General features: G+C 74.4%; 15 protein-coding genes. 5 read left to right on the top strand and 10 right to left on the bottom strand.

The window, feature by feature from the left end; translation table 11 throughout:
- The 9 genes from F8271_RS04970 to F8271_RS04930 all read right to left on the bottom strand — a co-directional run bounded on the left by F8271_RS04970 (window position 1) and on the right by F8271_RS04930 (window position 16,992).
- Window positions 1-3,537, bottom strand: coding sequence for a non-ribosomal peptide synthetase (locus tag F8271_RS04970; protein ID WP_151488460.1), 3,537 nt, complete (start codon window positions 3,535-3,537; stop codon window positions 1-3).
- Window positions 3,534-5,843 carry a lantibiotic dehydratase gene (locus F8271_RS04965; protein WP_151488459.1) on the bottom strand — a complete coding sequence of 770 codons (2,310 nt, stop codon included), beginning with the start codon at window positions 5,841-5,843 and terminating at the stop codon, window positions 3,534-3,536. The genes F8271_RS04970 and F8271_RS04965 overlap by 4 nt, the downstream gene beginning before the upstream one ends.
- Window positions 5,840-8,938, bottom strand: coding sequence for a thioesterase domain-containing protein (locus tag F8271_RS04960; RefSeq protein WP_151488458.1), 3,099 nt, complete (start codon window positions 8,936-8,938; stop codon window positions 5,840-5,842). The genes F8271_RS04965 and F8271_RS04960 overlap by 4 nt, the downstream gene beginning before the upstream one ends.
- On the bottom strand, window positions 8,935-12,516 hold the full coding sequence (locus tag F8271_RS04955) for an AMP-binding protein (RefSeq protein ID WP_151488457.1): 3,582 nt from the start codon (window positions 12,514-12,516) through the stop codon (window positions 8,935-8,937). Before F8271_RS04955 ends, F8271_RS04960 begins: the two co-directional genes overlap by 4 nt.
- Window positions 12,517-12,835: 319 nt before the next feature.
- Window positions 12,836-13,246, bottom strand: coding sequence for a DUF2267 domain-containing protein (locus F8271_RS04950; RefSeq protein WP_192580146.1), 411 nt, complete (start codon window positions 13,244-13,246; stop codon window positions 12,836-12,838).
- A gap of 66 nt (window positions 13,247-13,312) precedes the next feature.
- Window positions 13,313-13,711, bottom strand: coding sequence for an NUDIX domain-containing protein (locus tag F8271_RS04945; RefSeq protein WP_151488455.1), 399 nt, complete (start codon window positions 13,709-13,711; stop codon window positions 13,313-13,315).
- A gap of 60 nt (window positions 13,712-13,771) precedes the next feature.
- Complete coding sequence (locus F8271_RS04940) at window positions 13,772-15,094, bottom strand: hypothetical protein (protein ID WP_151488489.1); 1,323 nt, start codon at window positions 15,092-15,094, stop codon at window positions 13,772-13,774.
- Between the two features lie 38 nt (window positions 15,095-15,132).
- Window positions 15,133-15,954 (bottom strand): sugar phosphate isomerase/epimerase family protein, encoded by an 822-nt coding sequence (locus tag F8271_RS04935; protein WP_192580145.1) that lies wholly within the window; start codon window positions 15,952-15,954, stop codon window positions 15,133-15,135.
- Window positions 15,955-16,992, bottom strand: a complete 1,038-nt coding sequence (locus tag F8271_RS04930; RefSeq protein ID WP_151488454.1) for a zinc-binding alcohol dehydrogenase — start codon at window positions 16,990-16,992, stop codon at window positions 15,955-15,957.
- 158 nt (window positions 16,993-17,150) lie between these two features.
- Between F8271_RS04930 and F8271_RS04925 the strand changes: the two genes are divergently transcribed.
- The 4 genes from F8271_RS04925 to F8271_RS04910 all read left to right on the top strand — a co-directional run bounded on the left by F8271_RS04925 (window position 17,151) and on the right by F8271_RS04910 (window position 21,102).
- Window positions 17,151-18,503 (top strand): ABC transporter substrate-binding protein, encoded by a 1,353-nt coding sequence (locus tag F8271_RS04925; protein WP_225854170.1) that lies wholly within the window; start codon window positions 17,151-17,153, stop codon window positions 18,501-18,503.
- A complete protein-coding gene (locus F8271_RS04920; protein WP_151488452.1) occupies window positions 18,500-19,456 on the top strand; it encodes a carbohydrate ABC transporter permease in 957 nt (318 codons plus the stop codon). The genes F8271_RS04925 and F8271_RS04920 overlap by 4 nt, the downstream gene beginning before the upstream one ends.
- Complete coding sequence (locus F8271_RS04915; RefSeq protein WP_151488451.1) at window positions 19,456-20,322, top strand: carbohydrate ABC transporter permease; 867 nt, start codon at window positions 19,456-19,458, stop codon at window positions 20,320-20,322. Before F8271_RS04920 ends, F8271_RS04915 begins: the two co-directional genes overlap by 1 nt.
- 174 nt (window positions 20,323-20,496) lie before the next feature.
- The gene (locus F8271_RS04910; RefSeq protein WP_151488450.1) at window positions 20,497-21,102 is read left to right on the top strand and encodes a bifunctional 2-polyprenyl-6-hydroxyphenol methylase/3-demethylubiquinol 3-O-methyltransferase UbiG; all 606 of its coding nucleotides are present in this window, start codon (window positions 20,497-20,499) and stop codon (window positions 21,100-21,102) included.
- Between the two features lie 12 nt (window positions 21,103-21,114).
- Here F8271_RS04910 and eccB read toward each other — a convergent pair whose 3' ends face one another.
- Complete coding sequence (gene eccB, locus F8271_RS04905; protein ID WP_151488449.1) at window positions 21,115-22,500, bottom strand: type VII secretion protein EccB; 1,386 nt, start codon at window positions 22,498-22,500, stop codon at window positions 21,115-21,117.
- Window positions 22,501-22,627: 127 nt separating this feature from the next.
- Between eccB and F8271_RS04900 the strand changes: the two genes are divergently transcribed.
- Window positions 22,628-23,324 (top strand): spermidine synthase (locus tag F8271_RS04900; protein ID WP_151488448.1); only part of this gene is annotated, 697 nt, incomplete at its 3' end.

The raw sequence follows: 23,324 nt of genomic DNA, 5'->3' as shown, positions 1-23,324 counted from the left end.
TCACGCGGTGCCGCCAGGGCGGCGGGGAGGGATACGGCGGGTACGGCCACGGCGGGCGGCGGCCCGCATCGCGGCCCTGGCCAGCTCCGGCCGGTCGGCGGCGCCGTCCAGGCTGGCGGCGAGGGCCCGGACGGTGGGATGGCGGAACAGGTCGAGCATCCGGATCGAGCGGCCGGTGGCGGCGGTCAGCCGGGCGTGCACGGCGGCGAGCGCCAGCGAGTGGCCGCCGATATCGAAGAAGTTGTCGGTGACGCCGACGCGGTCCCGCTCGAGGACCTCCCGCCAGATGCCGGCGATCAGCTCCTCGGTCTCGGTGAGCCCGTCCGGTCCGGCGGGCAGCAGACCGGACGGCGGGCCGGAGGCCTCCGCACCGGCGACGGTCATGGCACCGAGCTGCGGCACCCGTACGGTGGGCCGGGGCAGGTCCCCGGCCACCGCACGGGTCGGCGCGTGCGGCGCGGCGGCCAGCGCGTCCACCAGGTCCGCCAGGTCGGCGAGCAGGTCCTCGATCCGAGTGGCGTCGAAAAGGTCGGGGTTGTAGACCACCTCGATCCCGGCCCGGCCGTCGCGCTCCACCACGTAGACGGTGATGTCGAACGGCGAGCCGGGCTTCGGCACGGCCACCGGCTCGGCGCTCAGCCCGCTCAGGTCCAGCCGGGGCGGGGCGAAGTTGAGCACGTTGAACAGCACCTGCACCAGCGGCGCCCGGGCGGTGTCCCGGCCGACGCCCAGTGCCTCGACGATGCGTTCCAGTGGCGCGCCGGGGTGCGCCGTGGCCTCGTGCAGCTCGCCGGCGCACCGATCGACCAGCTCGGCGAAGCTCGCGCCGCCGGTCCGTACCCGGACCGGCACGGTGTCGATGAAGAAGCCGACCACGTCGTCGAAGGCGGCCAGCCGCCGGTCGGCGACGATCGCCCCGAGCACGTGATCGTCGCCGCCGGTGAGCCGGGCGATCAGCTCACCGAAGGCGGCCAGCAGCACCGCGGCGACCGTGGTGCCGCGCCGCTCGGCCAGCTCCCGCACGGCGTGGTCGGCCGGCGCCGACAACCGGACGGACGCCTCCGCGCCCGCGTAGGTCTGCACCGCCGGCCGGGGCCGGTCGCGGGGCAGCTCCACAACGGTGGGCGCGCCGCTCAGGTGCCCGGCCCACCAGGCCAGGTCGGCCTGGCCCCGACGCCGGTCCCGCGCGTCCCGCCACACCGCGTAGTCGGCGTAGCGGGCGCGCAGCTCCGGCAGCGCCGGCGGCTGGCCGGCCACCGCCCGGCCGTACCCGGTGGCCAGGTCGTCGTAGCAGACCCGCTCGGACCACCCGTCGAAGACCGCGTGGTGCCAGGTGACCGCCAGCACGTGCTCGTCCGGCCCGAGCCGGTAGACGGTCACCTGCCAGGGTGGCCCGGTGGCCAGGTCGAACGGGTGCGCGGCACCGGCGGCGAGCATCCGGGCCAGCTCCGCCTCCCGGTCGGCGCTGTCGGTCAGGTCGACCACCGGCACCGCCACGTCGGTGGGCTCCGCGCAGACCGCGTACGGCACGCCGCCGGTCTGCGGGATGCGCCACCGCAGCACGTCTTGCCGGACGGCCACGGCCCGCAGCGCGGCGCCGAGCGCGGCCGTGTCCAGCGGCCCGCGCAACCGGTGCGCCACCGCGATGTTGTACGGCGCGCTGGACGGCGCGAGCTGGTCGACGAACCAGAGCCGGCGCTGCGGCGGGGAGAGCGTCGGCGGGTTGCCGGTACTCAACTCGTCGCCGGCGCTCGGCGCGACGGCGACCTGCTCGACCAACCGGCCGAAGCCGCGCAGCGCGAACACCTCCCGGGTGTCCACCTGCCGGCCCAGCTCGGCGCGCAGGGCGGCCACCAGCCGCATCGCCACGATGGAGTTGCCACCGGCGGCGAGGAAGTCGGTGTCCGGGCCCGGCGGCGCGCCCAGCAGCCGGGTCCAGATCCCGGCCACCGCCGCCGCGACCGGGTCACCGGTCACGTCGGCGGGCACCGCCGCGTCGCCCGGCTCGGCCGGGGGGGCGGTGAGGGCGGTGACGGCCAGCGCCCGCAACGCCGGCCGGTCCAGCTTGCCGCTGGTCGGGCTCACCGGCAGCGCGGCGCGGCGCAGCACCCGGGCCGGCAGCATCGCGGCGGTCAGCCGACTGCCGGCGTACGCGCGCAGCCGCGCGTCGTCGGGCGCGTCCGCCGGGGTGAGGAACGCGACCAGCTCGGTGCCGGCCGGCCCGGCCACCGCCTCGACGGCCACCGAGGCGACGCCGGGCAGGTCGGCCAGCACCGCCTCGACCTCACCCAGCTCGATCCGCTGCCCCCGGATCTTGACCTGCCGGTCGGCCCGGCCGAGGTAGACGATCCGCCCGTCCGAGTCGTGGCGGACCAGGTCACCGGTGCGGTACAGGCGCTCACCGGGCAGGCCGGAGAACGGATCAGGGACGAAGCGCTCGGCGGTCAGCGCGGGGCGGCCCAGGTAGCCGTCGGCCAGCCCGGGCCCGCCGATCAGCAGCTCACCGGTCTCCCCCACCGGCACCGGGTCCAGCGCGGCGTCCACCACGTACGCACGGTGGTTGGGCAGCGGCCGGCCGATCGGCACCGGGTCCGTCTCGGTGGCGCTCAACGGGCCGCTGACCGCCAGCACCGTGGTCTCCGTCGGCCCGTACCCGTTGAGGAAACGCCGGCCGGGCGACCAACGCGCGGCCAACGCGGCCGGGACGGCCTCGCCACCGCACAGCACCGTGCGCCAGTCGGGCACCTCCGCCGGGTCGAGCATGGCCAGCACGGTGGGCGTGATGAAGCCCCAGTTCACCTCGTGCGCGACGATGAACCGGGCCAGGCGCACCGGGTCGGCGCGGTCCTCGGCGCCGAGCAGCTGCACGGTGCCGCCGAGCAGCAGCGGGACGAACAGGTCCATGGTGGCCGCGTCGAAGCCCAGCGAGGCGATGCCCAGGCTGCGCACGCCGGCGTCCGCTCCGCTGAGCGCGACCACGCCGCTGACGAACTCGACCACATTGCGGTGGGTGGTGAGCACACCCTTGGGTCGGCCGGTGGAGCCGGAGGTGAACAGCACGTACGCCGGATCGCCGGGGCGGGCCGGGCACGGCGCGAGGGGAGCCGGCCCGGGCAGGCCGATCGCCTCGACGCCGGGCGCGCCGCCGAACTCGGCCTCCGCGGCCTCGCCCACCACCAGGGACAGGCCCGCGTCGGCGGCGATCCCGCGCAACCGCCGACGCGGGCCGCCCGGCTCCAGCGGCACGTAACAACCGCCGGCCAGCAGCACACCGAGCACGGTGGCCACCAAGTCGGGTCGGCGGGTGCCGCACACACCCACCCGGGTCTGCCGACCGACCCCTCGGGCACGCAGCGCGGCGGCCACCCCGGCGGCCCGGGACAGCAGCTCGGCATAGCTGAGCCGGATGTCCCACTGGCGCACGGCCACCGCGTCCGGAGTGCGGGCGGCCTGCGCCACGACCAGCTCGGCGAGCGTCGCGTCCGGCCAGGGCAGCGACTCGCCCCGCACGGCGCTGACAGACAGGATGTCGGTCACGCGTTCCCCCCGGGGTAGCTGCTCGGATCGGTGACCTGCAGGCGGAGCTCGTTGACGTACCCGCGGCCCCCCGCGTCGGTCACCCAGCTGTCACCGGGCGTCGGCAGCAACTCGGTGACCACGATCGCGACGTCCGGCCCGGTACGGGCGGCGGCGTCGACCATCGCGCACAGCGACTGGGCGTAGAGCGGGCCGGTCAGGTCCACATAGCAGGGCTTGACCTCGGTGCCGAGCTTCACGAACACCCGCTCCGGCAGGCCGAGCCGGGCACGCCACCGGCGCACCGCGAGGAACCGGCCGGCCTCCCCCTTCACCCCGGCCAGACCGCTGTCCCCCACCGTGGCCCGCCACGTCCGCCGGGCCACCACCAGGCGGTCGATGGTGATCCGGGGCGTGTGGGGCGCCGGGTCGAGCAACTTGAAGCTGTCCAGCAGCAACGACCCGAGCAGGTTGGCGAAGACCTCCACCAGCGGCCAGCGGCTGCCGTCGGGCAGCACCGCCTCCAGCCGGTCACCCGCCGGCACCACCCGCACCTCGGTGGCGGGGACCAACCGGTCGATCTCACCGCCGCGGGCGGTGTCGATGCCGAGCTGCCGGTCGGCCGCGCTGTTCAGCCCGTACGTGGTGCGGGTGGTCACCCGCGGGAAGCCCTCGGGGTAGAGCACCCGGACCCGGGCCGGGCCGAGGTCGGCGTCCAGCCCGGCGCGCAGCGCCACCGGGTCCGGGTGGAACGGCACGAAGACCGCGCTGTCGAAGGGCACGTGAGCCGGGTGCAGCTCGCCCAGCACCAGCAGGAACTCACCCCGGTTCAACGCGTCCAGGTCGACGGCGCTGATCTGCACGTCCGGGCCGTGGATCCGGCCGGACGGCCAACCCGGCGCGGTCGCCGGAAACACCCGGTGGGCCCGCTCGGTCAGCTCCGCGGCGCTGAGCCGCAGCTCCGACTGCCCCGGCGGCAGCGCGGCCAGGTCGAACAACTCCGCCCAGCGGGCGGTGAAGCCGGCCCCAGCGGCTGCCAGTGGCCCCTCCGGGGCGAGCAGCAGCCCCTGGGCCAGGGACCAGACGTCGGCCAGCCGCACCGGCCCGTCGGCGCGCAACTCCTCGTACAGCTCGCCGAGGAGTCGTTCGCAGGCGGCACCGATCTCCGCGGTCAGCCACCGCGCGGCCTGGAGCAGCACGGCCAGCGGCGCGGCGAGGGCATCGAGCACCCCCGCGCCGACGGTCACGCTGAGATCCCGGGTGGTCTCCTCGTACACCACGGTCCGGCCGGCGTACATCTGACCGGCCTGCCGGGTGGCGGGCCGGCCGGTGACCTCGGTGAACTCCGCGTTCAGCGCCTCCAGTGCGGCGCCCAACCGGTCCGGGTCGCCGGCCGCCGCGGCGACGTCGTCGCGGCGCGCACAGAGCCGTTCGAAGCCGTCGATCACCTCGGCGCGCAGGTCGGCCGCGCCGATCGCGTCCAGCCGCTCCCGCAGCACCTGCTCGGCCCGGGGGCTGATCGGCAGACCGGCGTCCCAGGTCAGCAGGCCACGCTCGACCAGTCGGTCGAGCAGCAGGTACGCGTCGGCGGCGGAGCGCAGGCCGGCGTCGCCGTCGGCGAGGATCCCCTCGACCAGCCGCAGTGCCGACGTACGCCCGTCGCACCCGGCCAGCAGCCGGGCCTCCAGCGTGGACAGCTCCACCGGGGGGTGCAGCGGCCGGTGCAGCCGCCGGCCCTCCACCGTCAGGTGCGGCGCCAGCGCCGGCGCCCACCAGCGACGCACGTCCAGGTCGTCGGCGAGCCGATCGGCGTACGCGATCAACGCCCACGCCTCGAAGCGCACCAACCGGCCCGACAGCAGCCCCGGCCCCGGCCGCAGCCGGGTCGGCTCCTCAGCGGGATCGAGGACGCCCCAGCAGACCGGGCCGAAGAAGCCGATCGTCTCGGCCTTGCCGCAGTAGCGCTGCCAGTAGCGCAGCAGGCTTAGCTCGCGCCGGCGCCGCCAGTGGTTGCGCACCGACGGATCGGTACGCAGCAACCCGTCCAGGGCGGTCACCATGGCCGGGTTCTGCCAGGTGACCGCCTCGCGCAGCAGCGGGTCGGCGGCGATCTCGCCGGCGGTCACCGAGGCCCCGGCCAGGGCCTCGGTGAACGTCTTGTCGAAAAGGTCTGCGGTGTCCTCGCCGGCCAGCAGCGCGTCCGCGGCGGCGGCGGCCTCCGGGGCGGCGAAGGCGGCCAGGCCGTCGGCCGGAAAGCCGGCGGTACGCAGCACCACGTCGCGCCAGACCGACCAGCCCGTCGTGCCAAGGGGCAACAGGTGGTTCATCGAATCAGCTCCGGCTTGTCGGTGTCCACGATGTGCAGTCGTAGTTCGCTGAAGTAGCGCCGGCCCGCCGCGTCGGGCACCCAGGCGTCCTGCGGGGTGGGCAGCATCTCGCTGACCACCAGCGTCGTGGCGTCTCCGCCGTCCCGACCGGCCGCCCGCACCATCGCGCAGAACATCGTGGCGAAGGCGGGACTGCTCAGGTCGACGAAGCAGGGCTTGGTCTCGGTGCCGAGCTTGACGTACACCTGCTCCGGCAGGCCCAGCCGGCGCCGCCAGTCCCGCACGGCCAGGAAGCGGGCCCGCTCCCCGGTCACCGCGCCCAGGCCGCACGCGCCGACCGTGGTCCGCCAGGTCTGCCGCGCCACCACCAGCCGGTCCAGGGTGATCCGCGGGGTGTACGGCGCGGCGGCGACCAGTTTGAAGCCGTCGACCGTGTGTGTGCTGAGCAGCCCGGCGCAGACCTCGGTCAGCGACCAACGCTGCCCGTCGGCGGCGGCGACCACCAGCCGACCCGCCTCGTCGTGCACGGTCAGCGCCACGGTGGGCAGCACCCGGTCCGGGTCGGCGTTGGGTGCCGGCGCGAACGCCAACTGCCGGTCGGTCGGGCCGATCAGCGCCTCCGCGACCCGGCTCGTGCGCCGCGGCCAGTCGGTGGGGAAGAGCAGCCGGATCCGGTGCGGACCGAGGTCGGCGGCCAGCGCGTCGCGCAGCCGCTCCGCGTCCGGGTGCGACGGGGTCAACGCCTGGCAGTCGAACGACGGCCAGGCGGCGTGCAGCTCGCCGAGCACCACGGTGTAGTCGCCCCGGGCCAGCGCGGCCGCGTCGGCCGCGCAGATCTGCAGGTCGGGGCTGTGCAGCCGGGCGTTGGACCAGTCCGTCCGCACGGCCGGGAAGGCCTCGTCGACCCGGGCGGCCAGGTTCGCCACGTCGAGACGCACCTCGGTGGTGCCGGGAGGCTGCCGATCCAGCTCGAACAGCTCCGCCCAGCGGGCGGCGAACTGAGCGGCGACCGCGTCCACCGGGCGCTCACGGTTGCCCCAGAACAGCCCCTGGACCAGGAACCACAGGTCGGACAGGGCGACCGGGGCGTCGCCGGCCTCGGCGCGCAGCTCCTCGTACAGCTCCCGGAACACCGCCCCGTACGCGTCCTCGAGCGCGACGGCCAGCCAGCGGGCGGCCCGCAGCAGCACGGCCAGCGGCGCGGCGACGGAGTCCAGCAGCGGCGCTCCGAAGACCACGTCCAGGTCCCGGCTGGTGTCCTCGTAGCAGAGGGTCCGGCCGGCGTACATCTGTCCGGCCCGGCGCTGCGCGGACTGGCCGGTCAGGTCGGTGAACGTCGCGTCGAGCGCGTCGAGGGCCACCCGCAGCCGGTCCGGGTCGCCGGCCGCCGCGGCGACCGCGTCCCGGGCGGCGCAGAGCCGGTCGAAGCCGGCCTGGGCGGCGGCCCGGGCCGGGGTGTCGCCGACGGCGGCGATCCGCTGCCGCAGCACCTCCTCGGCGGCCGGACTGACCGGCAGTTCGGCGTCCCAGGTGACCAGCTCGCGCTGCACCAGCCGGTCCAGCAGCGCGTACCCGTCCTCCGGTCGGCGCAGCCCGATGCTCGGGTCGGTCACCACGTCGCGGGCGGTGCGGTGGCCGTCGGCGGCGGCGAGCAGGGCCGCCTCCACCGGGGACAGCGGGACGGGGGGGCGGCCCGGCCGACGCACCTCCCGGCCGACGAGGCACAGGTGCGGGGCGAGCCGGGGCGCCCACCAACGGCGCACCGCCGGGTCCTGACCGATCCGCTCGGCGTACGCGGTCAGCGCCCAGGACTCGAACCACACCCAGCGGCTGCGGGTCAGCGCGGCGCCGGGGCGCACCTGCGCCGCCACGGGCAGCTCGGGGTCGATGGTGGCCCAGCAGCTCGGCCCGAAGAAGCCGACGGTCTCGTTCTTGCCGCAGTACCGCTGCCAGTACTTGAGCAGCATGCGTTCCCGTTCCCGGCGTCGCACGTTGCGGACGGCGTCGGGGCCGCCCCGGGCCAGGCCGTCGAGGGCGATCAGCGCACTCCGGTTCTGCCAGGTGACCGCCTCGCGCAGCAGCGGGTCGGCGGCCAGCTCGCTCAGCCCCCGGCCGGTGGCGGCGATCGCCTCGGCGAACTCCTTGTCGAACAGGCCGGCACCGGTGCCGGTGGCGAGCAGCTCGTCGGCCGCGGCGGCGGCCTGCGGGGCGGCGAGCATGGTCAAGCCCTCGGCGGGGAAGCCAGTGCTGCGCAGGATGGCGTCGCGCCACACCGACCAGCCGGTGTCGCCCAGCGGCACCCGGTGCCCGTCCGCCGCGGCGCGCGCCGGCCCGCCCGACGTCGGGGTGCGAGCGGACTTCCGGTCGAGCGCGGCGCGCAGGTCGGCGCGGATCGCCGCGGCCAGCTCGGGCAGCGCGTCGTGCAGGAAGAAGTGCCCGCCGTCCAGCTCGTGCAGTGCGCAGCCGGCGGAGGTGTGCTCCCGCCAGGCGGCACTCTGCTCCCGGGTGACCGCCTGGTCGTCGCGCCCGCTGAACACCACGATCGGCACCGGCAGCGGCTCCTCGGGGCGGTACCGGTAGCCGTCCACCCGCTCGAAGTCGGCGCGCAGCAACGGCAGCAGCAGCTCGACCAGCTCGGGATGCTCCAGCACCTCGGCAGGCAGCCCGCCGCCGGCGCGCAGCCGGCGCAGCAGCTCCTCGTCGTCCACCTGGGACAGCCCGTCGAAGGCGCTGGGCGCGCTGATGTGCGGGGCGCGGGCGCCACCGACGTAGAGCCGCAGGGGCAGCGCGTGCCCGCCTCGGCGCAGCTCGCGGACCACGTCGAAGCCGAGCCGGCCGCCCATCGAGTGGCCGTAGATCGCGTACGGTCCGTCGACCCGCTCGGCGATGGCGGTGGCCACGTCGGCGACCCGGAACCGGGGGTTCTCGTTGATCCGGTTCTCCCGGCCGGGTAACTGCACCGGCAGCACCTCGACGTCCGGGCCGAAACAGCTCGGGAAGTGCCGGAAGGCGCTGGCGCCAGCACCGGCGTAGGGCAGGCAGAGCAATTGCACCGGTGCCGGATCGCGGCTGCCGGCGGAGAGGAACCAGGTCACCGCACGCCTTTCTGAGGAGGATCGATCCAGTACCGCCGCCGCTGGAAGGGGTAGGTGGGCAGCGAGGTGCGTCGGATGGCGTCGGCCGGCTGCAGGGCCGTCCAGTCCAGGTGTTGGCCCGCCACCCAGCTGGCGGCCAGTTCGCGCAGCGCGCCGGGCGGGCCGGCGACCCGGGTGTCGGTGCGGAGCAGCTCGTCGAGCGCGGCGACCGCGCCGGCCGCGTCGATGGCGACCACCGCCGCCCGGCAGCCGAACTCGCGCCGGCCCAGCGCCAGCGTCGCGGCGACGTCGGCGAGGGTGGGTGCCGTGCCGGCCAGGTGCCGCCGCAGCCGACCGAGCGCCGCCCGCAACGCCACCGGGGTACGCGCCGAGACCGGTAGCAGGTGCGCGCCGGGCGCCCCGGGGTCCGGTGGCTCCACCGGAGGTGGCTGCTCCACCACGACGTGCGCGTTGGTGCCGCCCAGCCCGAACGAGCTGACCCCGGCGACCCGGCGCGGCGCGTCCGGCCAGTCCCGCACCTTCGTCGGCACGTAGAACGGGCCGGCGGCCAGGTCGATCTCCGGGTGCGGCCGGGTGAAGTGCAGGTTCGGCGGGATGACACCGTGCTGCACGGCGAGCACCGCCTTGATCAGCCCGGCGATGCCGGCCGCGGCATCGAGGTGGCCGATGCTGGTCTTCACCGAGCCGAGCGCGCAGGTCTCGGCCGGCGCGGTGCCCTCGTACACCTCGTGCAGCGCGGCCACCTCGATGGCGTCGCCGAGCGGCGTACCGCTGCCGTGCGCCTCGATGAGGCGGACCTCGCCGGGGGTCACCTCGGCGGCGGCGAGCGCGCCGGCCACCGCGGCGGCCTGCCCGGCCGGGCCGGGCACGGCGAAGCCGGCCCGGTCGGCGCCGTCGTTGGTGACGGCCCAGCCGGGCAGGATCGCGAGGACCCGGTCGCCGTCGGCGCGCGCGTCGGCGAGGCGGCGCAGCGCCACCACTCCCGCGCCGGAGCCGAAGCCGGCACCCTGGGCGGCCTCGTCGAACGCCCGGCAGCGGCCGTCGGGGGAGGCGAGCCCGCCGGGGGTGTGCCGGTGTCGGGGCCAGGTGACGCTCACGCCGCCGGCCAGGGCGAGGTCGCACTGGTAGTCGGCGAGGCTCTGCGCCGCGAGACAGACCGCGACCAGCGAGCTGGAGCAGGCGCTCTGCACCGCCACCGCCGGCCCGGTCAACCCCAGCCGGTACGCGACCTGCCCGGGCAGGTGGTCGGTGAGCTGCCGACCGACCAGCCGGGCCTCCCAGTCGTCCGGGTCGACGTCGCCGACCACGGCGGGGTTGTCCATCAGGTGGAACAGGAAGTAGCGGTTGACGGAGGTGGCGGCGTACACGCCGACCAGACCGGGGAAGCGGTCCGGGTCGTGACCGGCGTCCTCCAACGCCTCCCAGGCGGTCTCCAGGAACAGCCGGTGCTGCGGGTCGGTGCGGGCGGCCTCCTGGTCGCCGAACGAGAAGAACTCCGCGTCGAAGTCGGCGACCCCGTCGAGTCGGCCGGTGGCCTTGACGTGCCGGGGATCGGCGCGCAGGCCGGGGCCGACGCCCAACGCGGCCAGCTCGTCGTCGCTGTGGTCGTGGATGGCGTCCACGCCGGCGCACAGGTTCCACCAGAACGTCGCCGCGTCCGGCGCCCCGGGGAACCGGCCGGCGAGACCGACGACCGCGATCTCGTCCCCGGTGTAGTCGCGCGCGCCGACCGAGGCGGCGGGCGGGCCGACCGGAGCCGGCGGCACGACGGCCGACGTCGATACGGCGGCGGTCGACACGGCGGGGTTCGACCTCGGCACGGCGGGGTTCGACACGGCGGGGTTCGACACGGCGATCGGGGCGGGCACCGGTGGGGTGACCTGCGCGGGCGGGTCGACCAGCCGGGCCTGGGCGGCGACCGTCGGATGGTCGAAGAGCCGCAGCAGCGGCACTCCGACGCCGAACCGTTCGGCCAACCGCTGCTGCACCCGGCCGAGCAGCAACGACTGCCCGCCGACGTCGAAGAAGCTGTCGGTACGGCCGACCGCGTCCCGGCCGAGCACGTCGCACCAGATGTCGTGCACGACCCGCTCGGTCGGCGTGGCCGGACGGTCCGAGACCGGTACGGCCCAGGCCGGGTCGGGCAGCGCCCGCTCGTCGACCTTCCCGCTGACGGTCAGCGGGAACTCGGCGACCGGCACGACGGCGCGGGGCAACGCGTAGTCGGGTAGCTGGCGGGTCAGGGCAGCCCGCAGCGCGGCCGGGTCGGGTGGCGCACCGGCCGGCCGGACGTACGCCAGCAGTTCGCCGCCGCGGGCGATGGCGCGTACCTCGGCGACGCCCGGCTCGGCGGCGAGCACCGCCTCGATCTCGGTCAGCTCGACCCGGAAGCCGCGGACCTTGACCTGCCGGTCGAGCCGGCCGAGACAGCGCAGCTCGCCGGTGGGCAGCAGCTCGCCGAGGTCGCCGGTGCGGTACGCGGGCACGCCGTCGGGGTCACGGCCGAAGGTGTCGCTGCTCTGGCCGAGGTAGCCGGGTGCGAGGTGCGGGCTGCGGACCACGATCTCGCCGTCCGGTGCCAGCCGCAGCGCGTACCCGGGCAGTGCCGTGCCGATCGGCAGCGGGCCGGTGGCCGTCGGGTCGACGTCGGCCAGCGGCAGCACGTGCCGGGCGGCGAACGTCATCTCGGTGGCCCCGTAGCCGTTGACGAGGACGCAGTCCGGGGCGAAGCGTCCCCGGGCGCGGACGGCGTCGGCGTAGGTGGCCTGCTCACCTCCGAGCAGCAGCACCCGGACCCGGTCGAGCCGGTCGACGCCGGGGGCGTCCAGCAGGTGCCGGTAGACGGTCGGGGTGGAGTGGTAGACCGTGACGCCGTGCCGGGCCAGCTGCTCGACGGCGTACGCCAGGCCGTGCCGGCGCAGGTCGACCGGGACGACGGCGGCGCCGGTGAGCAGCGCCGGGTACAGGTCGGGGATGGCCGCGTCGAAGCTGAACGAGGCGAGCAGGCTGAGCCGGTCGTCCGGACGCAGGGCGAGCGTGGCGATCTGGTTGTCCACCACGTGCAAGAGGTTGCGGTGGGTCTGCCCGACGGCCTTGGGTCGGCCGGTGGAGCCCGAGGTGAACAGCACGTACGCGAGGGCGTCCGGGTCGACGGGCACCGGTCGCAGCGGTGCGGGTCGTACGTCGACGGCGGGGACGATCCGCAGGCCGGGACGGTCGGCGGCGAGGCGTCGGGCGAGTTCGGTGTGTTCGCCGCCGCAGAGCAGGGTGGTGACGTCGGCGCCGTCGAGAAGGTGGCGCAGCCGCTGCTCCGGGAAGCCGGGGTCGAGCGGCACGTAGGTGGCGCCTGCGGCGAGCGTGCCGAGGATGGCCGCGATGGTGCCGCCCCCGTGGGCGGTCAGCAGGCCGATCCGGTCGCCGGGCCGTACGCCGGCCGCGGCCAGCAGGTCGGCGTGCCCTCCGGCGAGACCGGCGAGGGTGGCGTAGTCGAGTGGATCGGTGTCGCCGAGCACGGCGGAGCGGTCGCCACCGCGGGCGGCGGACTCGCCGAAACGGTGGACCAGGGTCGAGGTCTTCATCTCAGAACGCGTACGAAGATCCACTATGGACGGACGCGCGGCGATGGACAGCGGTGATCATTCATCCCCCCCAGGACTTCACAATGGAAGGAGCATAGGGTTCGATGGGTGACGCGATAGATCATTGACTAGAGTCGACCCGAAGGGTCTACCGAAGGCTCCGACGAGGGACGGCGAACATCGTCCGATCATCCCCCTGGCGCGGCGCTTGATTTTCGCCTAAAGCGGCCAGCCGCAACCATTCTTCCGGCTCCGTATCATTTGCGTTGAGGAATTTCCCGGCCGAAAGCGCCTCGTCCGAATGACGACATCGAAGCGTTCAGTCCCCGACAGATGGCGGAACGGCAGGGGTCACGCCGCCATCCGGATCGCGCGACAGGCCGTCCACCATCTGCCGGAACTCGCGCACCGTGACGGCCTCGCGCAGGGTCGCGAAGACCGCCCCGGTGCCGGCTCGGGCGGTCGCCTCGTCGACACCGGCCCGCTCGCCGACCCGCCGCAGGAACTCGGCCGGCCCCGGAGCCGGCGGCACCGATCGGGCCGCGCTCCGACCCGCGCCGCCGAGGTAGCCGTCCACCTCGTCGGGGAGATGCCCGGCGAGGTCGGTGGCCGAGCCACCGGTCACCCGTTCGGCCATCGTCTGGAGAACGGCGCGCGCCACCACGGCGGCCTGCTCGGGCGGCAGCCCGGAGCGCCGGGACACCGCGTCGATGAAGCGGGGGAACCGCACACCGTCCTCCTGTCCACCACGGGTCGCGCGCTTACCCGGGCAGGCGGTCGGCAAACGGCGGTGCGGTCAGCGCAGTAGGCCGGTGGCCCGCAGGTGGTCGAAGATGATCTGGTCGACCGCGGAGGTGCGGTGCCGGTCGGCGTACTCCAGCCAGGCCGTCTCGGCGATCTCGTTCGCCGGGCGCAGGCGCCCCTCGTACCCGGCCCGGTAGCAGGTCATCCGCACGGTGACGCCGGCCGCGTGCCCGTGCGCCTGAGCCGTGAACGTGCCCAGGTGCACGGCGTCGCGCACGTCCACCTCGACGCTCAGCTCCTCGTCGATCTCCCGGCGCAGCGTCTGCAGGTCGGTCTCCCCCGGCTCGCGCTTGCCACCCGGCAGATACCACACGTCCTTGCCCCGCGACCGGGTGCTCAGCACCCGTCCGTCCTCGATGAGGATCCAGGCCACCTTGTCGATCTCGGACACGCCACCCTCCCGCCCGCGCAGAGCGGGCACGCTACCACCCGACGCCCGCCCGGAGCCCACTCAGTCGGCCAGCAGGTCGAGCAGCAGCGCCGCGGTCCACCCGAACGCCGGTGAGCCCAGCCCGACGCCGGTGTCCGGGTGGAAGTACTCGTGGCAGCCGGCACCGGCCACCAGTCCGATCATCGACCGGCGCAGCCCGGCCGCCAGCTCCGGGTGCCCGTGCACGGCGAGCCCGCGACGCACCAGCCAGCCGATGTTCAGCCAGCTCGGCCCCCGCCAGTAACGCAGCGGCTCGAAGTCCGCTGCGGTGCGGTCGTGGCTGGGCAGCGGCCGATCCATCCGCCGGGCCACCCCGAAGCGCGCCGACGTCGCCTCGACGACCACCGCGTCGACCTGCCGGGCCGGCAGGTCGGGCAGGATCAGCGGCGTCAACCCGAGCACCGTCCGGGCACCGACCAGCCGGCCGGTGCGCAGGTCACGCGGCTGGAACGTGCCGGTGCCCGGGTCGTACAGCCGGCGGACGAGGGCGTCGGTGATCCGGGCCGCCCGGGCGCGGTGCGGGCCCGGGTCGGCGCCGATGAGCGCGGCGATCTCCGCGAGGGCGTGTTCGGCAGCGCCGAACGCCGCGTTGAACAGCGGGCACTCCACCAGGAACGGATGGCCGTCGGCGAGGCGCCGGTCGGCGTAGCCGTGGTCGCGGTAGGCGTCGACGATCGCCAGGTAGCGCGCGTAGTCCAGGTCCGTGGGGCGGTGCGCGGCGTCGGCGTGCGCGGTGTCGTGCCGGCGGTACGCGCGCATCACTGCTGCCTCGGCCCGGACCGCGGCCATCGGCTCGTCCCAGGCGGGGCTGTTGTCCAGCCCGGACTCCCACGGGTGCACGATGCAGACCAGGCCGTCGCCAGCCACGTCCCGCCGCTCGGCCAGGTAGCGCTGCTGGGCCACCAACGCCGGATAGAGCCGGCCCAGCGCGGCCCGGCCGGCCTGCCCGGGTGCGCGCCGGTACGCCAGCCACGCCGCGAGCGCGTGCACCGGCGGCTGGACCAGGCCGGACGTGTCCACGGCCGGAGCGCCCTCCGCGTCCGCCGAGCGCCACAGATCCGGCCCCGGGAAGTACGCGCCGACCCGCAGCGCCGGGTTGAACACGATGTGCGGCACCCGCCCGTCGGCCCACTGCGCCCGGAACAGGCTCGCCAACTCCTGCCAGGCCCGTTCGGGGCGGACCTGGGCCAGCCCGACCGCGATGAACGCGGAGTCCCAGCTCCACTGGTGCGGGTAGAGCGTGCGCGACGGCACGGTGTGGTCGTGCTCCCAATTGGCCTCGAGCGTGTCGACCGCGAGCTGGCGCAGCCCGGCCGGGTCGGCGGGACCGCCGGCACGGGCCATCGTGGTCCCGCCGACGCGTGTCGGCCCGGCGTCGGCGCTCACGCGGCGGCCCGCCGGGGCAGCGCGTGCCGCAGCACCGTGGCGGCCTCCTGCAGGGCTCGGACCGGGTCGCCGCGCAGCCGGCACTCCAGGGCCAGCCAGCCCTGGTAGTCCAGCTCCAGCAGGGTGCGCATCAGTGCCGGCCAGTCGAGGTGCCCGGCGCCCGGCTGGAAGCGGTTGGAGTCGCTGACCTGCACGTGCCCGAGGTACGGCGCGGCGGCGCGCAACGCCCGGTGCACGTCGTCCTCCTCGATGTTCATGTGGAAGGTGTCGGCGACCACCCGCACCGAGGGCAGTCCGAGTGCGGCGCACAGCGCGACCGCCTCGTCGAGGCGGTTGACCATGTGGTCCTCGTACCGGTTGAGGGGTTCCAGAAAGAGGGTGACGCCCTCGGCCTGGGCGTGATCGCCCAGCTCGCCGAGGGCGTCGAGGAGGACCTGCCGGTCGCCGGCCGGCGGGCGCGGCGGCTCGAACGGTGGCAGCCGCCGGGAGAACATCCCCCAGGCCGCCGGTGTCATCACCCCGACGCCGCCCAGCTCGGCGATGACGGAGAGTTGGGAGCGGAGGTTACGGACGGCGTCGGCGGACCGGTCCGGGTCGAAGTCGCCGATGAAGTGGCCCATCTCGACGCAGACGGTGGGCATCACCACCCCGGCGGCGCGGGCCCGGCGCAGCTCGGGCAACCGGCGGGCGAACGCGAGGTCACCGCGACCGCGCAGCTCGATCCCCTGGTAACCGAGGGCGGCGGCGAGGGCGTACTTCTGGATCAGGTTGGCGCCCGGCAGGAGTTGTTCCTGGCAGGCCAGCGCGATGGTGATCATCTAGAACCTCAGCACCACTTGGAGGACGTCACCGGCGCCGCGGTCGAGCAGCGCGAGGGCGTCGGCGACCGCGCTGGCGTCGACGATGTGGCTGACCAGCGGCAACGGGTCGACGCTGCGCTCAGCCACCAGGTCCATGAAGGTCTGCGCGACCCGGTCTCCGGTCCACCGGCCGGCCATGCTCGGCGCGGGGGTGGGCCCGGAGACCTGGGCGGCCACCAACTGGATGCGGTTGTGGTGGAACTCCTCGCCGAGGCCGAGTGCGTCGGCCTGGCCCTGGTAGAAGCCGGCGGCCACGACCCGACCGGCGTGTGCGGTGGACCGGATCGCCTCGTGCAGCGCCGGGTACGCCCCGGACAGCTCCAGGCAGACGTCCGCGCCCCGGCCACCGGTGGCACCGCGCAGCACGGCGGCGGCCGACTCGGCGGACACGTCCACGGTGGATCGGGCGCCGTAGCGGGCGGCGTGCTCCAGCCGGCCGGGCATCCGGTCGACGGCCACCACCCGGGCACCGGAGAGCACCGCGAGCCGGGTGGCGAGCAGCCCGATGACGCCCTGCCCGAAGACGCCGACCCAGTCGCCGAGGTGCAGGTCACCGGCGAGCACGGCGGTCAGGGCGATGGCGCCGGGCCGGGCGAAGACCGCGACGAGCGGGTCCAGCCCGGCGGGCAGCGGACGGACCGTGTCGGCGGCGAGCACCGCCTCGGCCCGGTGACCCCAGATGCCCCAGACGAGCTGCCCCGGATGCCGGTCGGCCACGTCGGGCGCGACCTCGATGACCTCGCCGACCTCCTCGTAGCCGAAGCCGATCAGCGGGTAGGGCACCGGCGTCTGGCGGGGGACGAACATCCGGGCGGCGTCGTCCCAGTCCTTGCTGAGTCGGGGGTTGCTGCCCCGGTAGAGGGTCAGCTCGGTGCCGGCGGAGATGCCCGAGTAGCAGGTGCGGACCCGGACCTGGCCGGGGCCGAGCGGATCCGGCGGGCAGGGCTCGAGGCTGATCCGTCGAGGCCCGGCGAGAGAGACCACCCAGTTGCCCATGTGTCACATCCCGGTAGCGCTGGGCTCCAGGATAGACACAAAATCGCAATATGTCTTGTTATTGATCTATCGAAGGTGTTGAATCCGGTATGTACCCTTCGAGAGGAGTGCCACCGATGTCAGCACCTCCGAGGCGGATACTCGCCACCACCCTGATCATGACACTGGCAGCGTCCACCCTGCTGGCCTGCGGAGATGACGGATCCGACAGCAACAGCAAAAAGATCACCGTTTGGAGTCTGGAGGACGTCGCCGACCGCGTCACCGCCACCAAGGCGATCATCGCCGACTTCACCGCCAAGACCGGGATCCAGGTCGACCTCGTGACCGTCAACGAGGACCAGTTCCCCTCGCTGATCGCCGCCAACGCCGCCGCCGGCGAGCTGCCCGACGTGGTCGGCTCGGTCTCCCTGGCCGGCATCCGTACGCTCGCCGGCAACGAGCTGCTGCACGCCTCGGCGAACGCGGAGGTCGTCGACAAGCTGGGCAAGCAGACGTTCTCCCCCCGCGCGCTGGAGCTGACCTCCGACGACGGCAAACAGCTCTCCGTGCCCAGCGACGGGTGGGGGCAGCTGCTCGTCTACCGCAAGGACCTGTTCGCCGCAGCCGGCCTGCCGGTCCCCGACACGTACGAACGGATCACCGACGCCGCGGCGAAGCTGAACACCGGCGGCGTCGCCGGGATCACCGCGGCGACCAGCCCGAGCGACGTGTTCACCCAGCAGACCTTCGAGCATCTGGCGCTGGCCAACGGCTGCCAGCTCACCGGCGACGACGGGGCGGTCACCCTCGACTCACCGCAGTGCGTCGAGGCGTTCCGCTTCTACGGCGATCTGATCCGCACCAGTTCGGTGAAGGGCGCACAGGACGTCGACACCACCCGGGCCACCTACTTCGCCGGCAAGGCGGCCATGGTGATCTGGTCGCCGTTCATCCTCGACGAGCTGGCCGGGCTGCGCAACGACGCCAAGCCGACCTGCCCGCAGTGCCAGGCCGACCCGTCGTTCCTCGCGAAGAACAGCGGGTTCGTCACCGCGATCAAGGGCCCGAACGGCACCGAACCGGCGCAGTACGGCGAGATCAGCTCGTGGGCCGTGCTGGACGGCGCGGCGGCCGACCCGGCGAAGTCCTTCGTGGAGTACATGCTCGGCGACGGCTACCCGCGCTGGTTCGGGATGTCCCCGGAGGGCCGCTTCCCGGTACGCAAGGGCACCCCGGCCGAGCCCGAGGCGTACCTCAACGCCTGGAACACCAGCCAGGCCGGCGTCGACGCCAAGAAGCCTCTCGCCGACGTGTACGGCGACGAGGTGCTGGCCACGCTGCGCCGCAGCCCGGACACCTTCCAACGCTGGGGGCTCAGCCAGGGGCAGGGCAAGCTGGTCGGCGCGATGCTCGGCGAACTGCCGGTGCCCAAGGTGCTGGCCGACCTCATCGCCGGCAAGTCCGACGCGGCAGCCGCCGCCGGTCGGGCCGAGAAGGACGTCGACGCCATCAAGCAGGGCGTCAATTGACCACCACCGCGCCCGGCCCCGGCCGCTCCCCCACCCGGGAGCGGCCGGCGCCGCCACGGCGCCGACCACTGACCCTGCGCCGCCGTGAGTCCCGTGCCGGGCTCGCGCTGGTCGCACCGACCCTGCTCGTCACCATCGCGGTCATCGGCATCCCGATCGTGTGGACCGTGCTGCTCGCCTTTCAGCGGGTCCGGCTCGCCACGCTGCGCAAGACCGGCCTGTTCGGCGAGTTCACCATGGACAACATCGACCGGGTGCTGCACACCCCCGGCTTCGCCGAGACGCTGTGGGTCACGTTGATCTACAGCATCGGCGGCACGGTCGGGTCGATCCTGCTCGGCCTGGTCGCCGCCCTGGTCGTCCGCCGGCCGTTCCGGGGCCGCACCCTGGTCCGGGCGTCCATGCTGCTGCCGTACGTGGCACCGGTGGTCGCGGTGACCTTCGTCTGGCAGGTGATGCTCGACCCGCAGCTCGGCATCGTCAACGAGTGGGGCCAACGCCTGCTGGGCTGGGACGCCCCGGTGCCGTTCCTCACCCAGGAGTCCACCGCGCTGGCCACGGTCATCGTGTTCGAGGCGTGGCGGTACTTCCCGTTCGCGTTCCTGTTCCTGCTGGCCCGGCTCCAGGCGGTGCCCGGCGAGTTGGAGGAGGCCGCCCGGGTCGACGGCGCGACCCCGACCCAACGGTTCCGGCACATCCTGCTGCCGCAACTGCTGCCGGTCATCGCCCTGCTGGGCGTGCTGCGCTTCATCATGACCTTCAACAAGTTCGACGACGTCTACCTGCTCACCGGTGGCGCGGCCGGCACCGAGGTGGTCAGCGTGCGGGTGTACGACTTCCTCACCGCGCGTACCGACATCGGCGCGGCGGCCGCGCAGGCGGTCGTGCTGGCCGTCGTCCTCATCGTGTTCGTGCTGATCTATCTGCGCTTCTTCGGACGGAGGGTCGGCTGATGGATCGGGACGTCGTCGAGACGGTGAGCCTGCGTTGGCTGCGCCGCCTGGTGATCGCCGCGTTCCTGGTGGTCACCGTCTTTCCCTTCTACTACATGCTGATGCTCTCGGTGCGCCCCATCGAGCGGCTGCTGCTCGACCCCGGCGCGCTCGTGGTGGGCTTCGGCGAGCTCACCGTCGCCACGTACGCCGAGGTGCTGAAGGCCACCGACGACGGCGGCCAGGGTTTCCTCACCTTCATCCGCAACAGCGGGCTGGTGGCCGTCGCGGCGACCGTGCTCACCCTGGTGGTGGCGATCCCCGGCGCGTACGCGGTGGCCCGGCTGCGGTTCTTCGGCCGTCGGCAGGTGGACTTCCTGTTCCTGGCGGTCTACCTGTTCCCGTCGATCGTCATCGCGATCCCGCTGTTCGTGGTCTTCACCCGGGCCGGGCTGCGCGGCTCCCTGTTCGGTCTGGTGCTGGTCTACATCTCGCAGACGTTGCCGGTCTCGGTCTACATGCTGAAGAACTACTTCGAGACCATCCCGGTCAGTCTGGAAGAGTCCGCCGCCATCGACGGCGCCGGACGGCTCGGCATCATCCGCCGCGTCAGCCTGCCCCTGGCCATGCCGTCGATCATGGCGGTCGCGCTCTACGACTTCATGATCGCCTGGAACGAGTTCCTCTTCGCGCTGCTGTTCCTGGTCGACAAACCCGACCGGTGGACGGTGTCGCTGGGGTTGTCCCTGCTCGCCGACGGGGTGGAGGTGCCCAAGACGGTGCTGATGGCCGGGTCGGTCGTCCTCACCCTGCCCATCGTGATCCTCTTCTTCGCCAGTGAACGGCTGCTCACCGAGGGGCTGACCAGCGGCGCGGAGAAGGGCTGAGCGACGGCGTACGGGCGCTGGGCGGCGGGCCGCCGCCCAGCGCCCCACCGTTCCTTGATCGGTGGCAGCTGAGCGACTCGACACGCCGGGCACCGCCCCGCTGAGCCGCCACCGATCGGTGCGCCCGACCGGCCTCACCCGTCGCGCCCCGTCCGGCGCGGTTACCGTGGCCGTATGGCCAACCCGACCCGCTGGGCGACCGACACCGGTCCGGAGCACTCGCAGTGGTACATCGACCGGTTCCGCAAGCTCGCCGCCGAGGGTGCGGACCTGGCCGGCGAGGCCCGTCTGGTGGACACCCTGGTCGCGCCGGGGTCGCGGATCCTCGACGCCGGCAGCGGCACCGGCCGGGTCGGCGCCGCGCTGGCCCAGCGCGGGCACACCGTGATCGGGGTGGACGCCGACCCCGCGCTGGTGGAGGCCGCCCGCGCCGATCATCCCGGCCCGCGCTGGCTGGTCGCCGACCTGGCCGAGTTGGACCTGCCGGCGATGGGCGAGGCGGAGCCGTTCGACGCCGCCGTGCTCGCCGGCAACGTCCTCGCGTTCGTCGCGGCCGGCACCGAGCCGGAGGTGCTGCGCCGGCTGGCCGGGCACCTGCGCCCGGACGGCGTCCTGGCGGTCGGCTTCGGCACCGAGCGCGGGTACCCGCTGACCGCGTTCGACGCCGACGCGGTCGCCGCCGGCCTGCGCCTGGAACACCGCTTCGCCACCTGGGACCTGCGTCCGTGGCGGGACGACGCGGCCTTCGCGGTCAGCGTCCTGCGCCGCCCGGCCGACTGACCCGCCACGTCCTCACCCGGGGGCGGCGACGGCCCGCGCGGCGGCCGGATCCAGGGTCGCACCGGCCGGCACGAGGCTCACCAGGCCGGCCGGCAGCCGCACCGGACGCACACCGCGGTAGCCGAGCATGGTGAGCACACCGCGGTCGGCCAGCACGTACCGCCGGCCCAGGTCGGTCACCACGGACACCGCGCCGCCGGACGCACCCGGCGCCGCGGCGGCCTCGACCACCGCGCCGCGACCCGGCTCCACCACCACGTGGTCGGCCAGGACCGCGCCGCCGGCCGGCGCGGTCCGTGGCACGGCCGCCAGGTCCGGCAGCGGTACGCCCCACCGCACCTCGCCCACCCCGCCGTCGTCGCCGACGCGCGTGCACAGGCCCGCGCCATCGGCCGCCGCGAGGCGGGGCGGGGCCGTCGGTGGGGCCGTCGGCCCGCTCGGAGCCAGGTCGGGCACCGTGGGAAGCGCGGCGAACTGACCGAGTGTCATGGGCGCGGGCTCGCCCTGCGCGGTGCTGGCCAGCAACAGCCCGGCCTGCAACTCGGTGATCCCGGCCAGCCCGGCGTCGAGCACCACCGCGTACTGCCGGCCGCCGCCGGAGTTGCGCACGAGGTAGACCTGACCGACCGTGGCACCCGGCACCCCGGTGCTGGGTCTGCCCAGATCGGGCAGGGCGAGCGGGGCCAGGTCGACGCCCGCGGGCAACGAGTTGAGCAGCGCGGGCGCCACCGGCACCGCGCGCGTGCGGGTGGTGGCCAGGGCCGCCAGCACCCGGTTGGGATCGCGGATCAGATAGCGCCGCTGGTGCCAGACCAGGTGCAGCCCACCGTCGGGATGACGCAGCAGCAGCGCGTCCTCGCCCAGCGGCTGCCCGCCGCCGGGTTCGGCGCCGATCAACAACGCGGAGTGGGGCTCCGCACCGCCCGCGCCGGCCGGGACCGCCGAGCACACCGTCCACGCCGTGGTCGCGAGGCGGCCCGGAGCCGGCAGCGAGTCCGGGGCGTCGGCGATGCCCAGCGGCAGACCGCGCGGCACGCCGTCGATCGAGCGTCGGGAGACGAGCACGGTCTTCGCGGAGTCCGCGCCGACGATCAGCAGCGCCGAGGCGTAGTTGAGCACCGGGTGTAGCTTCTCCTCGCGGTAGACGAACCGGGCGCCGGACTCCTTCTCCACGATCACCGCGCCCGGGTCACGCCACCCCTTGCCGCCGCCGGCGAACAGGCCGTAGAGCGCGAAGCCACCCAACCCGATCGCCGCGACCAGGACGCTGGCCAGGCCGGCGCCCGCCAGCCGCCGAAACGGCGACTGCGCGGGGTCGGTCTCGCGCATGACCAGGGCGGCGACCGCCCGCTGGACGCTGAACTGGTAGGAGTGCAGCTGGTCCTGCCGCGACGGCATGAGGTCCCTTCCCGCTGGATCGGCCGGGCACAGGATATGCGTTGCGTCGATGTCCCGTGGACCCTGCGTGGCCGGGCCGATCCCGACGGGTACCATCCGGGGACGAATCCGGCGGCGAGAGGGCACCGTGGGCGCGCGTTTCGAAGAGCTGGCCTGGCGGGAAACTCCGATCGGCGGGATCAGCCTGCGCCGGCGTCTCGACCCGGCGCTCCAGGTCGAGGTGTACGAGGTCAAGCTCGACGACGAGTACCTGATGTCCAGCCTCTTCCCGGTCGCGGAGATCGAGCTGGCCCGGCTGGGCCTCGCCGAGCTGGCCGGCGACGCCGTGGACGTGGTGGTCGGCGGCCTCGGCCTGGGCTACACGGCCAAGGCCGCGCTGGACGACCCGAGGGTACGGTCGTTGCTGGTGGTCGAGGCGATCGAGGATGTCATCGACTGGCACCGGCGAGGGCTGTTGCCGTTCACCGCTGGGCTCGCGGAGGATCCGCGGACCCGGTTCGTCCGGGCCGACTTCTTCGCGGCGGTCGCCGGCGACACCGGCTTCGACGCCGACGCACCCGGCCGGCGGTTCGACGCCGTACTGCTCGACGTCGACCACTCCCCGCGCAACGTATTGCACCCCAGCCACGCCTCCTTCTACACGCCGGTCGGGCTGCGCCGGCTGGCCGCGCTCCTGCGCCCGGAGGGCGTCTTCGCGCTGTGGTCGGACGACCCGCCGGACGCCGAGTTCACCGCGACCCTCAGCCAGGTGTTCACGACGGCGCATGCCCACGTGGTCCCGTTCGCCAACCCCCTGACCGGCGGCCAGTCCGCCAACACGGTCT

This window comes from Micromonospora sp. ALFpr18c, from assembly GCF_008868155.1.
In the GTDB taxonomy this organism is placed as follows: Bacteria; Actinomycetota; Actinomycetes; order Mycobacteriales; family Micromonosporaceae; genus Micromonospora.
Note: the sequence above shows the minus strand (reverse complement) of the source record. Positions and strands in the feature narration are given on the sequence as shown.